Here is a 12,952-nt window from a genome sequence, read left to right as displayed (position 1 = left end):
ATTACTAAATCATGCCTACGCTCAAAAATAGAAAACATATCTATTCAGTAACACAACAATCGTGTAACATTTTGTTTTATTTGAATAATTTTGGTATTACCACTTGCTTTTTTAAAATACGCTGTTTATAGTATTACTAAATTAAAGAGGTTGTTTAAAGAGGAGAAGAATCATGACATGCCCAGTATGCAACACCAATGGACACTATTTCGGGATTGATTCCGCTGCGGATGGGTCCGCCGAGAATGTGGTGACCTGCCTGTTCTGTGGAACGACTCGGACGACGGATAGTACGTTGACGGAGACCATCAAAAACGGCAAGGAAAAATCCTTCCTCAAGGCGTTCTCCAAGTATACGGAAAACGACGATCTCCACCTGGCGGCGTAACGACGCAGCCTTGCTTGGACTGAAGAAGTAATGCAGACACACAACCACGACAAAAGGCGGCCAATGGCCGCCTTTTGTCGTTTGGAACGTGTCCGTAAATAACGTTGGTCTGGTATCGTGCTTGGATTCAGGGTGGATTACTTGGAAGCAAAGGGTGAAACGGCTTCCCGGCACATGCCGTGGGACCCTTTCCCGCAGATCCTGCCATCCTGCCAGATGGCCCCGTCAAGAATGGCGTTTTCCAGATTCGAGCCGGTGAGGCCGCTCAACCTCAGGCTGGCCATCCGCAGATTTGCACCGGCAAGATTGGCCCGCTCCAAGTCCGATTCCCCAAGGTCGGCCCGCTCCAGGTTGGCATTACTCAGATCAACGCCTTTCAGGTTGCACTTGCTGAGATTAACCCCCGTCAGGTTCATGCCGCTCAGGTTCTTGCCCGACAGGTCCCGGCCCGTCTTCAGGAGTGCCATAACCTCCCCGATGGAGAGCCTTTTGCCGGGAGCGATTTCGACTATCGCCAAAGGTGCCTTGCGCAACGTCTTGCCCCTGGCCGACGACTTTTTCTTTTTCATCTTCTTGGGGACAACCGCGCCGAGACTCTTTTGGGGAGCCGGCGAGACCTGATCGGCCGACGCCGGGATTGCAGGGTCGTTGCCCCCACTTGCCCCCTCCGCGGCCCACACGTTTGAAGAGGGAACATCCGCTAGTGAAACAGCCACAAAGAAAACTGCTGCGACACCAAACATCCTGAATATCGTCATGACGTACCTGCCTTGCGACCTCGAAAACCAGCTAAAACGGTTCGCGGGGAGAAATGTGTGCCCGATAGTATCATGCCGGCGAAAAAAAGCAACCAACCGGGGCGGTCACCACCGTGGCACCAGAGGCAACCCCCTGCCTGCGTATCCATCCTACCTGAAGGCGTGCAGCACATACTCGGCGATTGCCCCGGCATCCTCGTCGGACAGGGTTGCCGCATCGAAGCGGATCATGCGTGAAATGGGGGTACGCATGATCCGCACGATATCCTGGGGCTTGGTGATATGGTGCGAGCGCAAGGCCCGTCCCCGCAGGGTGTGTTCCGGGTCGCTGACATTGCCGCCATCGGGATGGCAGACGGCGCAGTACTGTTTGAACAGCTCCTCACCCCTCTGTACCTGTTGCTGCCGCGGCGCTGCCACCGGGGGGCGTTCCCGCCCTTGGGGCGGTTCATTGCTGCATCCTCCCAGCAGAGACACAGCAACCAGCACAACCGCACAGGTCTGCATCGTTATTCTGAACATGGCAGCCTCCTGAACAAGGTATCGATGACGGCAACAATGTGCCAGTTCAAAAACGGCCGAGAGAGAGCGTGACCGTCACCAGAAGCGGGAACAGGTTGAGGTACGGGAAGAGGAATCTTTCGGAACGGGCCAGGGAGATGACGACCAGCGGCAGGGGAAAGAGGACATACCAGAGGGCGGCCTGCTGCCCGATGATGCCGAAGGCCGGCAAAAGCATGGCTGCGGCGGTCAAAGCGGCCATCCAGAGCCACACCAGGCCGGTCTCCCCGACCGGTGGGCGGAGGAGCGGGATGCCGGCGGCGCGGTAATCGGCGGCGTGGCGGCGCTGGAAGAGCCAGAAATGGGGGATCTGCCACAGGTACAAAAGCCCGGCCAGGAACATGACCCGATAATCCGTTGGGCTCCCCCCGGCCAGGCACCAGCCGATCAGCGGCGGCGCGGCGCCGCACACCGCTCCCGCTGCCAGGGCAAGGGAGGTACGGCGCTTGAGGGGGGTATAGACCGCCAGATACCACACCAGGGCCGCGGCGCCGAGCAGCGGGGGGAGCAACCCGCCGGCGGCGGCCAAGGGCAGCAGACCGCCCGTCACGGCGGCCACGCCGATGAGCGTGGCGGAACGGGGCGTCAGATCGCCTTGGGGAAGGGGCCGCCGGTTGGTGCGCACCATCAGACGGTCCAGGTCCCGCTCGACCACTTGGTTGATGGCGGAGCCCCCGGCGGCCAGAAGCGCCACCCCACCCAAGAGCGCCCCCAGGGATACGGGCTGTACCTCGGCCGGGTGGAGGAGATAGCCCCCCACTGCGGCAACGCCGTTCAAGAGCGCCAGGCGCGGCCGGAACAGCCTGAGCAGGGGGGCAATCACCTGAGCCCCTCGATGAATTCCACCAGGGCCGTCACCTCATCGTCCGACAGGGCGGGATCGGTGGGCATGATCGCCTGAAACCCTTCCACCACAGCAGCCTCCGGTTGGCGGATTGACTCCCGCAGATACCCTTCGTCGGCCGTAACAATGGTCTTTGTCTTTCCCCTCTGTACCGTGACCTTGGCGCCGAACAGCCCCTTAAAGGTGGGGCCGACGCCACGGCTGCCGTCCAGGGAATGACAGGCCAGACACCCCTTTTCCTGGGCCAGCTTCCTGCCGTCGAGCTTGGCGGCAGCCGCGCCGCCCGTGCGGAGGTACGCGACGATCGCCTTGACCTCAGCCTCCGTGAGCACCCCGGCAAAGGGGGGCATGACCGGCTGGAAGCCCTTGACCACATCGGCGTTCGGCTCCAGCAGTGAGCGCCGCAGGTAGGCCTCGTCCACGCTGATGTGCCGCTCCGCACCATTGCTCAAGACCGTTTCGCTCCGCCCCCAGATCCCCTTGAGCGTTGGCCCGATACCCGGCTTGCCATCCAGGGAGTGGCAGCCCAGACAGCCATGCTTTTCCAGGAGTTCATGGCCGGGCGGTTCCCCCTTGCCGGTCCGCTGTTCCAGCCAAGCGGCAAACTCCGCCTCGGGCAGTGCCTCCACGGTGGTGATCATGGCCGAATGGCCGGTGCCGCAGTACTGGGAGCAGAACAGGTCGTAGGAACCGGGCTTGGTGGCCACGAACCAGGCATAGTTCTTCATCCCCGGCACCACATCCCGCTTGACCCGGAAGGCGGGCAGGTAGAAGCCGTGGATCACATCCAGGGAAACCAGTTCCACCCTCACCGGTTTGTTCACCGGCACATACAGCTTGGCACTGGTCCTCCCGTTGGCGTAGGCAAAGCTCCACGACCACATGCGGGCCGTGGCGGTCACCTCCATGGCCCCCTTGGGCACGTTGCGCAGCGCCAGATAGCCCGCCCAGCCGTAGTAGAACATGACCAGCACCAGAAGGGTCGGGAGCACGATCCAGACGACCTCCAGCCAGAGATTGCCCGTGGCCTGGGAGGTCGGTTCCGGAGCCCGGGAACGGTGGTAGCGGACCACAAAGAACACCATGGCCGCGGTGATGCCGACCAGCAGCACCAGGCAGGCCCCGAAGATGAACATGAAGACCGGGTCGATGGCTTCGGTCGTGGTTGTGAGATATGCGCTATTCACGGTAGCTCCTCAGCGGTAGAGCACGTCGAAGAAGGTCAATCCGATAAAGATGGCCAGGGTCACCAGAGCCACGAACAGGAGCCAGCGCAAGAGCCGCCCCTCGTACTTCATGTGCATGAAGAATGCGATCACGAGCCCCGACTTGAGGCAGGCGATGGTCAGTGCCCCCAGCACCTTGTAGCCGCCCAACTCGAGGCGGGTGATCAGAACGGTCAGGGCGGTCAGGGCCAGCAGGGCCAGCCAGACCTGCGCCAGCTTGGCGTAGCCTACGATATGATGGGCACCAGTGTCGGACGTCATGTGGGACTCCTAGAGAATCAGGTAATACAGCGGGAAGATGAAGATCCAGATCAGGTCCACCAGGTGCCAGTACAGGGCGCTGTTCTCCAGCAGGATGTAATCTCCGCCATGGACGGCGCCCCGCTTCACCTTGCTACCGACCCAAGCCAACAGCGTGGCGCCGATCAGCACGTGCAGGCCGTGGATGCCGGTGGACATGAAGTACAGGCTGAAAAACACCGACTCCCCCGGAGGGCCGGCAGCCAGGTGGGGGGAGTTGGGATAGATGCCGTGCAGAATCTTGGTGCTCCACTCCACGTACTTGATCGCCATGAAGATGGCCGCGCAGAGGATCGTCCCCCCGAGCAGCCACAGGGTACGGCGCCGCTCGCCCCGCTGCACAGCGGTGACCGCCATGGCCACCAACAGGCTGCTGGTCAGCAGAACAACGGTGTTGATCGTGCCGAATACCACGTTCAATTGACGGCCGGCCGCCGAAAACTCGTGAGGGTAGCGGGAAAGATAGGCCGAATAGAGCAGGAACAGGCCGCCGAACAGGAGCAGTTCGGTGAACAGGAACAGCCACATGCCGAGCTTGGCCCCGCTGTCGTCCTTGAGGTGGCTCATGGGATACCGGTCCCCCTGAAGTCGTAGGGGCCGTGGGTGACGACCGGCTCCTCTTCGAAGTTTTCCGTGGGGGGCGGCGTGGCGGTCGTCCACTCCAGGGTCGCCCCTCCCCAGGGATTGCCCACGAACGGCTCTCCCCGGAACAGGCCGCGGAACAGATTCACCAGCATGACGATCAACCCGGCCACCAGGATCCAACTGCCGATGGTGGCCACCAGGTTGAGGGTGGCGAACTCGGGCAGGTAGTCGTAGTAGCGCCGCGGCATCCCCTTCATGCCAAGCACCTGCATGGTGAAGTACATGACGTTGAACCCGACGAACATGAGCGCCCAGGCCACGATGGCCGGCTTTTCGGCATAGCGGCGGCCGTAGAACTTGGGCAGCCAGTAGTGCATGGCGGCGAAGAAGGCGAAACCGGCGCCGCCGAAGATCACGTAGTGAAAATGCCCCACCACGAAATGGGTGTCATGCACGTGGACGTCGGTGGCGGCCGCCCCCAGGATCAGGCCGCTCAAGCCGCCGATGGAGAAGAGCAGGATAAAGGAAAGGGCGAACAGCATGGGCGCGTCCAGGGAGATGGAGCCCTTGTAGAGGGTGGACACCCAGTTGAATACCTTGATGGCGGAAGGGATGGCGACGATGAAGGTCAGAAACGAGAAGACCAGGATGGCGGTGTCGCTCATGCCGCTGGTGAACATGTGGTGTCCCCAGACCAGGGAGCCGAAGGCCGCAATGGCGATGCTGGAAAAGGCGATCATCTTGTAGCCGAAGATCGGCTTTCGGGAGAAGACCGGGATGACATCCGAGATCACCCCCATGGCGGGCAGGATCATGATGTAGACCGCCGGGTGGGAGTAGATCCAGAACAGGTGCTGGTACATGACCGGGTCGCCCCCCCGGCCGGGGTCGAACAGGCCGGTGCCCAGGAGCCGCTCGGCCATGACCAGCACCAGGGTGATGGCCAGGATCGGTGTGGCCAGGACCTGCACCCAGGCGGTGGCGTACAGGGACCAGACGAACAGGGGGAGCCTGCCCCAGGTCATCCCCTCGGCCCGCAGGCGGTGGATGGTGGTGATGAAGTTGAGACCGGTCAGGATCGACGAGAAGCCGACCACGAAGACCCCGAACACCGCCAGGGAGACGTTGGTGCCGGTGCGGGAGCTGAAGGGGACATAAAAGGTCCAGCCGGTGTCGGGCGGACCGCCGCCGGTGAAGAGCGAGGTGATGATGATCACGGCACCGATGATGTAGAGCCACCAGGAGAACAGGTTCAGGCGGGGAAACGCCACGTCGCGGGCGCCGATCTGGATCGGCATGACCAGATTGCCGAAGGAACCTTGAAAACCGGGGATGATGAAGAGGAAGATCATCACCACGCCATGCACGGTAAAGAGGGCGTTGTAGGTCTGGGGCCCCATGATGGTGCGCCCCGGCGCCATCAGCTCGATCCTGAGCAAAAGCCCCAGCAGGACCCCCACCAGAAAGAAACCGAAGGTGGAGTAGAAATAGAGCAGTCCGATCCGCTTATGGTCGGTGGAGAATATCCAGGCCGCGAGGCCGGTTTTGCCGGTATCGTTCCAGAAACTTGGCTGCGTAGGCTGAACGGTGGTCATCAAACCTCCCGGAAAGGTGAAGAACGATGTTCACGGTGAAAGGCTAAATTTCGAACTACAGACTTGATGAGCAGGATAGAAGGGCGGGGATGCTCCGGCCGGTATCCTGTTAATCCTGCTCCTTTTTGTCGGCAAGGGTGCCCGGTTTTCTTCGCTTTGTCCCGCCCAGCAGCAAAAAGGCCAGAAAGCCCCCGGCGCAGAGGATCACCACCGTGGCGCTCACCCGCAGCAGGTTGAAGACATAGGTCTTGCCCGTGGGATCGAAGCTGAAGCAAAACTCCATCACCTTGCGGATGGAGGCCCCCGCCTTGCCCTCCCGCGCCTCCAGCAGGGCCAGGGATACATCCTTGGCCAGGAAGGTCGTGCCGTACAGGTAACGGACGATGGTGCCGTCCCCGGCGACCACCAGGGTCGTCACCGGATGGATGAAGTCCCGCCCCCGGCGCTGGAAACTATACCCGGCGGCAGCGGTCACGCGCCGGATGTTTGCGGCATCGCCGGTGAGAAAGCGCCAGCCGTCCTCGGGAAAGGGGACATTCATGGAGGTCAGGTACATGCGCTTGTAACGGGCGGCAAGTTGCGGCGTTTCGCTCTCGTCGAAGCTGAAGGAGATGACGCGGTACTCGGCCACCGGCCTGTTCTTTATGGTTGGCAGGACCCGTGCCAGCCCCCCTTGCAGGTAATTGCACACATTGGCGCAACTGTAGTACACCGGGAGAATGATGGTCGGCCCGGTGATCAGGTCCCCCAGGCGAACCGTCTTGCCGGTCTCGTCGCGAAAGGTCGCGTCCAAGGGGATCTTGGCGCCCAGGCGTTCATCGATCCCGACCGCCGGCCCCTCTTCTTTCGGGAAGGGATCGCCGGCTTGGTGTTTTTGAGAGGCTTCTTCGCTGTGGGCACCGGCCCGGCAGGGGCAAAGCATGAGTACGGCGAGCAGCATTGCCGCTCCGCAACGAGCCATCCGAGCCGTTGTGCCACTCAACCATGCCATAACGTTTTATCCTTGAAAAAGCTATCGTCTCAGTGCTTCTGCGGCTCTGGGGCCGAATTGCCGTTGCAACCTGCTGACTCCACCGTTTTACGGAAAGGCCGGCTTCAGTTCAAATTAAAATTATTTTCGTAGGCCATCAGGGTGTTGATCATCAGGGCCGCCACGGTCATACGACCGACACCGCCCGGCACCGGGGTGATCCAGGAACACTTGGGGGCGACGGCGGCGAAATCCACATCCCCCACAAGCTTGCCGTTCTCCAGCCGGTTGATGCCCACATCGATCAGCACCACCCCCTCCTTGACCATGTCCTCGCTGACAAAGCCGGGGATGCCCACCGCCACGATCACGATATCGGCCCGGCGCGTCTCATCCAGCAAGAGTTGCCGCGGGGTTTCGATATGGGTCAGGGTGACGGTGGCATTGCCGATATCGAAATCATTGGCCAGCATGATGGAGATCGGCTTGCCGACGATGTTCGAGCGGCCGATAACCACGCAGTGTTTCCCCTTGATCGGTATGTCGTAGAATTGCAGCAGCTTGCAGATGCCATAGGCGGTAGCCGGGCGAAAGGCCTTCTGACCGAGGGCCATGCGGCCGAAGTTGGTGGGATGGAAGCCGTCGATATCCTTTTCCGGGGCGATGGCATTGATGACGTTCTGCTCGTTGATATGGGGGGGGAGCGGCAGTTGGACGATCACGCCGTCGGTGCTCGGATCGTTGTTGATGTCACTGATTTTCGCCAACAACTCCTGTTCCGTGACCGTTTCCGACAGGCGGATCAGGTTCCCCTCGAACCCGGCTCTCCCGCAGGAGGCTATCTTGGATTTGACATAGGATTCGCTGGGGGCGTGCGTCCCGACCAGGATGATGGTCATATGCGGCTTGCGCAGGCCGGAGCCGATATAACCGGCGACCTTCCGGGAAATATCGGCCACCAGGCTCTCAGCACACTTCTTACCGTCCAGCAGTTCCATGGTTATACGGCTCCTTGCTTCGGAATATCGGTCCCCCCGGTTCTCTTAGAGAAACGAGACGTTTAGGAAGTAGTATCACAAATCGGTGAGGGCCGCAACCGACGGGCGCGCATTTGGTTGCCGACTCCCCGCCGGAGGCAGCAACGAAACAGTGCATAGCGTTCTTTCTTGTCGTATTTCAAGGGGATGCTTGCGCGACGGCAAGGCGTCCGCCAGGGCGGCAGGCCCGGCTGGGCCTGTTTTGTTTGACAGCGCCCCAGGAAAGCTGGTACGCTGAAACATCCGTGGACGATACCATCACGGTGTAGACCGTGTCACGTGCGTCGCCACATAATGCTCCGGAGCAGTCCGGAGTTTTTTTATTGTGATGAATGAAGGAAATTTAATAGTCGGGAATACGGGAGAGCAGCATGGCAATCAAAAAATTAGCGGCAGGGGACTGTATCGAGGCGCGCTGCACGCGCTGCCGGGCAGTACTCAATCATACCATTGTCGCCATGGTCGGGGAAAAGATCATCAGGGTCGAGTGCAATACCTGCCGCGGGATGCATAATTACCGTGGCGAGAAGACAACCAAGGAACCGGCGGCAAGGACAACCAGAACAGCGGCAGCCGCTGCCCCCCGCAAAGCGAGGAAGGACCCGGGTGCCGCCGAGCGGGAGGAGTGGGAATCTCTCAGCCCGGCCATGGAGCAGGGGCGCGCCCTCCCTTACGATATGAATGGCAAGTTCCGCGTGAACAGCCTGGTGGCTCACCCCGTGTTCGGCCTCGGCGTCGTAAAGGTCGTGGTTCCACCCAACAAGATGCAGGTCCTGTTTCAGGACGGGAAAAAGCTGCTCCGCTGCGGGTAGCTCGACGTTTTGGTAAGGGGTGGCAGTCTGGCGGGACAGGGGCTCCCGGTCCAACCCGGACGGCAGAGCCGGATATGTGGTCCGGCTCCGGGGCCGCCATCCCCCATCGTGCCGAGCCAGGGCCAACCGTACCGTTCCGCGAAACACAATGCTGTCAAAACAATTTGTTACACAAGATAATTGCTGAAATCCAGAGGGGCTCCCACGAGCCCCTTTTTCTTTCCTCCATGCGTTGGAACAGCGCCACTGGCCAGAAGGCTCCCAACCGCGCAGCCATCTCCTACCCCAGTTCCAGCGGCGGTTCCCCCAGGGCAGCCAGCTGCTCACGCAGATCGAGGATGTGTTCTCCCCAGTAGCGGACAGTATTGAACCAGGGGAACGTGGCGGGAAAGATCGGGTCTTCCCAGCGGTTGGCGAGCCAGGCGCTGTAATGGAGCATGCGCAGGGCGCGCAGGGCCTCAACCAGGCGTAACTCCGCCGGATTGAAGTCGAAGAACTCGTTGTACCCCTCCAGCAACACTTCCAATTGGGCGATCCGCCGCTGGCGGTCACCGGAGAGCATCATCCAGAGGTCCTGAACCGCCGGGGCCATGCGCGCATCATCGAAATCCACGAAGTGAGGGGCATTGTCGCGCCACAGGATGTTGCCGCTGTGGCAGTCGCCATGGGAGCGGAGGTAACGGATCGGCCCGGCCTCGGCCAGGACACCGTCCACAGCCTCCAGCAATTGATCGGTCACGGCGGTGTAGCTTGCCCGGTACTCTTCCGGGATAAAGCGCTCCCGGATCAGTTCGACGCTGGCATGGCCGAAACTCCGGCTGTCCAAGGTCGGCCGGGAGGCAAACGGCTGTACGGCGCCTATGAGATGGATTCTGCCCAACATGCGGCCGAGGATCAGCAGATTGTCCAGGTTGTCGAACTCCGGGGCATGCCCTCCCTGGCGCGGGTAGAGGGCGAAACGGAACCCGTCGTGGTGGAAGAGGCTCTCGCCGGCGGCATTGGTCCAGGGGGCCACCACCGGCAGTTCATGTTCCGCCAACTCGAAGCAGAAACGGTGTTCTTCGACGATCTGCTCGTCGCTCCAGCGGCCGGGGCGGTAGAACTTGGTTACCTCATCTTGTATTTATCTGTAAAAAATATATGTATCTCATTAAATACTTTATTGACAATTTCTCGTTTGGAGTTAAGTATCCTATTGAGGAACTAAAACTATTCATGAGCATCTGTCCCTTTTCCATAATCATACCTGCTACTGTCGCATCAGGAAAATCTGTTGTGCCTAAAGCTTCGTACATACAATACACAGAAACGTTTAGCAGCAGATACAAAAGTATGACTTCGGAACGTTTGATACAAGAGTTGGCCATCGGATTTCTTTCTTTGGATGGCAAAAGCATTTGCACCATCAAAATTGCAGACAAGGTGATAAACGCATTTTGTGAACGGTTCCGTCACCAGATATCAACACTTGAAAATGTAACTCATAGTCACCTCGAAGATTTTCTAACATACTTAAAACAAAACTTCCAAACCCGACAAGAGCACGAACAAAAGAAGCATCCCTGGTTAAGCCTTTTTCATTCCTTCAAACAATGCTTTAGTAACATAATTAGTAAAGAAAAGTGGCCCTATATCCCTAGGGTAAGAAACACCGTAAATGGCCATACTCCTTATGCTATGAAAATGATGCTTATCGCTCTCCGAGCTGAAATTGACAGAATTCGGAGCAAGATGGATCGGTGTGAGGAGGCCGTAACGAATGGACGCATCCTGTCTTTTAAATATTTTGAAGAATCCTTAAATTCGAAAAAACAGATACTAACTAAAACACAACTTAAGGAGCTAGAAACACAGCTCAACAATATCGCTTTAGATTTAGAATATCGCTCCCTTTCGACCCTAACTATTTTGGCAAAAAAATGGGAGGTGGGTATATCTACGCTCAGCAAGTGGAAAAGACAGCTCAAAATAAATAAATGGCGCAAAGACAGTAAATTGGCTGCGTTTTCTGAAAAACAGTTGGAGATTTTGCGTAAAGATCTTTTCCCTTCCCCAAGACTAATGAAAAAAGAACTCGCTATTAAGTTTGGAATAAGCACTGCAACCATTGCAGAATATGAAATAAAATTTGCACGCGGGTTAAGGCCTACTGAACTTGTTGAGGAAATTAGTATTACGAAAGAAGATGTGGTCGCCACGATTTGTCATTATCTTCCAGGATGGCCTCTGCAGGGACACATTGTGACGACTAGGAAGGTGTATCAGTGCTACGAAGTACCCAGTGGAATTCTAATTGCTGAATTTGAGGACGAAGCTGACGCCAAAGCACTTGCACTCAAAATACATGGATTTGTAAAACAAAGTAACAATAATAAAAGTGAAAAACCAATAAACCCTGGTGAGAAAATTTTACGAAATTTTAGTTATAGAACAAACTTAGGTAAACATCTTAGACAGTTATTCCCCAATTATGCGAGGGAAATAACAGAACTCTATTTTCCAACTACATACGACTGGACTTGTATCTTACTATACTGGTGTTGCAAGACTGGGTGGAATCAAGAGACCATCAGATCCGTTAACGTATTTCAATTGATGCAGGTGATGAAGGGAAATAGCACGTTATCCGCTTTCAGCAGAAAACATGTTAGCATCAAAGGAGAAAAAACACGCTCTCAACCTGATAGTAAGCCAGCAATATTCGTTCATGTGAGTGATCAGGAAGACAAATACGGGTTGTATCGGGTGATTGCTGATTATTACGAATTCAGCAAACGGTTACGTCCTTATCTAAAGGGTGATGAGATCAATTGTATCCTTACGGGCTTCCGGAGTAAAAATAACAGGTATAGCCTTACGATGTTTGGCCCAAGTGAAAGCTGCTGCCCTACACCTTTTGCTAGTTCTATGCCTGTTACCGAATTTTTTAATCGTAATCCCATTTTTGAAGATGAAGGAGAATCGGAACGAATCAAGACGACCAACAGCATGAAGTTGCGTACAAGCTATGAATCAGCTTTAGAATTTATGGGCATTCCATTGATGCTAAGAGCCTTTATATTTGGCCACAAAACATGGGATACAACAACCTCATATTACGGCAGCGATACAGTCTCCAGCACACTTCAAAATGAAAAAATCAGGGTGCATTTAGATACATTGTCCGAAAAGGCATTCAAGGGCGAATTAAAGCGCTACGAACAGGTTAAAAAAGAAAACGGTGACAACGTGGTTCAGCTTTTCACACATATGGGAAATGATATTTTTGTCTGCTGGAACAACACAAAACCAACATGGGAGGGGCATGAAAAGAGGATTTCAGGTGGACATTGCGACATCTTCTGCCAATGCCTACAGTGCAAACAGTCCTGTGTCACCGAAGACTCCCTGCCATATATTGTCAGATGGCAGTGGGATATTGAGGAATGGAAGAAGGAGGCCAGCTTTGCAGACTTCCCTGTGTTTATGTATAAACGATATCAAGCAATCTGCGAAATTATTGAAATGTGCCGAAAAGACGAGTATTGGCAGACTGTACTGGACAATGCGCAAGATAAAGCGCTGGACGAAAATTTTTTTGTGCCGCCAATATGGAGTGCTATATGAGCATTGAGTTTACTCAAAGAGAAACAGATTTGAGGAGGCGCCTCACAGCAGAGCTTAATGACGAAATAAAAAATCACATTGAGAGCGAAATAAATGAGCAGGCCGAAGAGATTAAGAATGATCTGGAGTATGAATATCCTGATGACCTTACCCCTTCAATAGAACCAGTTCTTGCTTAGGTTTTTCGGTCTTTTGTTCTTTTTCAAATGTTCTTGCAAACTCAGTCGGTGCCATGCCGTTCAGTGAGCTGTGCGGCCTTTCCGAGTTGTA

14 protein-coding genes are annotated in these 12,952 nt (G+C 56.6%); 4 read left to right on the top strand and 10 right to left on the bottom strand.

The window, feature by feature from the left end:
- The first annotated feature begins 172 nt into the window (after positions 1–172).
- Positions 173–388, top strand: a complete 216-nt coding sequence (locus tag F6V25_RS05810) for a hypothetical protein (protein ID WP_151127685.1) — start codon at positions 173–175, stop codon at positions 386–388.
- A 137-nt stretch (positions 389–525) separates the two neighbouring features.
- Here the strand turns inward: F6V25_RS05810 and F6V25_RS05805 are convergent, their stop codons facing one another.
- The 9 genes from F6V25_RS05805 to F6V25_RS05765 form a co-directional block, all read right to left on the bottom strand.
- A complete protein-coding gene (locus F6V25_RS05805; protein ID WP_151127684.1) occupies positions 526–1,146 on the bottom strand; it encodes a pentapeptide repeat-containing protein in 621 nt (206 codons plus the stop codon).
- A gap of 150 nt (positions 1,147–1,296) precedes the next feature.
- Entirely contained in the window at positions 1,297–1,668 is a 372-nt protein-coding gene (locus F6V25_RS05800) for a c-type cytochrome (protein WP_151127683.1), read from the bottom strand.
- A gap of 46 nt (positions 1,669–1,714) precedes the next feature.
- Complete coding sequence (locus F6V25_RS05795; RefSeq protein ID WP_151127682.1) at positions 1,715–2,530, bottom strand: protoheme IX farnesyltransferase; 816 nt, start codon at positions 2,528–2,530, stop codon at positions 1,715–1,717.
- On the bottom strand, positions 2,527–3,738 hold the full coding sequence (gene coxB / locus F6V25_RS05790) for a cytochrome c oxidase subunit II (protein WP_151127681.1): 1,212 nt from the start codon (positions 3,736–3,738) through the stop codon (positions 2,527–2,529). The genes F6V25_RS05795 and coxB overlap by 4 nt, the downstream gene beginning before the upstream one ends.
- Before the next feature lie 9 nt (positions 3,739–3,747).
- Positions 3,748–4,038: a cytochrome C oxidase subunit IV family protein gene (locus F6V25_RS05785; RefSeq protein WP_151127680.1), complete on the bottom strand. Its 291-nt coding sequence runs from the start codon at positions 4,036–4,038 to the stop codon at positions 3,748–3,750.
- Between the two features lie 9 nt (positions 4,039–4,047).
- Positions 4,048–4,644, bottom strand: a complete 597-nt coding sequence (locus F6V25_RS05780; RefSeq protein WP_151127679.1) for a cytochrome c oxidase subunit 3 family protein — start codon at positions 4,642–4,644, stop codon at positions 4,048–4,050.
- Positions 4,641–6,257: a cytochrome c oxidase subunit I gene (gene ctaD / locus F6V25_RS05775; RefSeq protein WP_151127678.1), complete on the bottom strand. Its 1,617-nt coding sequence runs from the start codon at positions 6,255–6,257 to the stop codon at positions 4,641–4,643. Before ctaD ends, F6V25_RS05780 begins: the two co-directional genes overlap by 4 nt.
- Positions 6,258–6,366: 109 nt before the next feature.
- On the bottom strand, positions 6,367–7,248 hold the full coding sequence (locus F6V25_RS05770) for an SCO family protein (protein ID WP_246166978.1): 882 nt from the start codon (positions 7,246–7,248) through the stop codon (positions 6,367–6,369).
- 104 nt (positions 7,249–7,352) lie between these two features.
- The gene (locus F6V25_RS05765) at positions 7,353–8,225 is read right to left on the bottom strand and encodes a bifunctional 5,10-methylenetetrahydrofolate dehydrogenase/5,10-methenyltetrahydrofolate cyclohydrolase (protein WP_151127677.1); all 873 of its coding nucleotides are present in this window, start codon (positions 8,223–8,225) and stop codon (positions 7,353–7,355) included.
- 410 nt (positions 8,226–8,635) lie between these two features.
- Between F6V25_RS05765 and F6V25_RS05760 the strand changes: the two genes are divergently transcribed.
- Positions 8,636–9,076: a hypothetical protein gene (locus F6V25_RS05760; RefSeq protein ID WP_151127676.1), complete on the top strand. Its 441-nt coding sequence runs from the start codon at positions 8,636–8,638 to the stop codon at positions 9,074–9,076.
- Positions 9,077–9,356: 280 nt separating this feature from the next.
- Here F6V25_RS05760 and F6V25_RS05755 read toward each other — a convergent pair whose 3' ends face one another.
- Positions 9,357–10,199, bottom strand: a complete 843-nt coding sequence (locus tag F6V25_RS05755; RefSeq protein ID WP_151127675.1) for a serine/threonine protein kinase — start codon at positions 10,197–10,199, stop codon at positions 9,357–9,359.
- A gap of 209 nt (positions 10,200–10,408) precedes the next feature.
- Between F6V25_RS05755 and F6V25_RS05750 the strand changes: the two genes are divergently transcribed.
- On the top strand, positions 10,409–12,682 hold the full coding sequence (locus F6V25_RS05750; RefSeq protein WP_151127674.1) for a hypothetical protein: 2,274 nt from the start codon (positions 10,409–10,411) through the stop codon (positions 12,680–12,682).
- Positions 12,679–12,861, top strand: coding sequence for a hypothetical protein (locus F6V25_RS05745; RefSeq protein ID WP_151127673.1), 183 nt, complete (start codon positions 12,679–12,681; stop codon positions 12,859–12,861). The genes F6V25_RS05750 and F6V25_RS05745 overlap by 4 nt, the downstream gene beginning before the upstream one ends.
- The last annotated feature ends 91 nt before the right edge of the window (positions 12,862–12,952 follow it).

This window comes from Oryzomonas japonica (assembly GCF_008802365.1).
GTDB lineage: Bacteria > Desulfobacterota > Desulfuromonadia > Geobacterales > Pseudopelobacteraceae > Oryzomonas > Oryzomonas japonica.
The sequence above is the reverse complement of the archived record's forward strand: the minus strand, read 5'-3'. Positions and strand labels throughout refer to the sequence as shown.

Bases quoted from the DNA above. Each gene is read 5' to 3' on its own strand.
- F6V25_RS05810 (WP_151127685.1), top strand. From the start codon at position 173: ATGACATGCCCAGTATGCAACACCAATGGACACTATTTCGGGATTGAT.
- F6V25_RS05805 (WP_151127684.1), bottom strand. From the start codon at position 1,146: ATGACGATATTCAGGATGTTTGGTGTCGCAGCAGTTTTCTTTGTGGCT.
- F6V25_RS05800 (WP_151127683.1), bottom strand. From the start codon at position 1,668: ATGTTCAGAATAACGATGCAGACCTGTGCGGTTGTGCTGGTTGCTGTG.
- F6V25_RS05785 (WP_151127680.1), bottom strand. From the start codon at position 4,038: ATGACGTCCGACACTGGTGCCCATCATATCGTAGGCTACGCCAAGCTG.
- F6V25_RS05780 (WP_151127679.1), bottom strand. From the start codon at position 4,644: ATGAGCCACCTCAAGGACGACAGCGGGGCCAAGCTCGGCATGTGGCTG.
- ctaD (WP_151127678.1), bottom strand. From the start codon at position 6,257: ATGACCACCGTTCAGCCTACGCAGCCAAGTTTCTGGAACGATACCGGC.
- F6V25_RS05770 (WP_246166978.1), bottom strand. From the start codon at position 7,248: ATGGCATGGTTGAGTGGCACAACGGCTCGGATGGCTCGTTGCGGAGCG.
- F6V25_RS05765 (WP_151127677.1), bottom strand. From the start codon at position 8,225: ATGGAACTGCTGGACGGTAAGAAGTGTGCTGAGAGCCTGGTGGCCGAT.
- F6V25_RS05760 (WP_151127676.1), top strand. From the start codon at position 8,636: ATGGCAATCAAAAAATTAGCGGCAGGGGACTGTATCGAGGCGCGCTGC.
- F6V25_RS05750 (WP_151127674.1), top strand. From the start codon at position 10,409: ATGACTTCGGAACGTTTGATACAAGAGTTGGCCATCGGATTTCTTTCT.
- F6V25_RS05745 (WP_151127673.1), top strand. From the start codon at position 12,679: ATGAGCATTGAGTTTACTCAAAGAGAAACAGATTTGAGGAGGCGCCTC.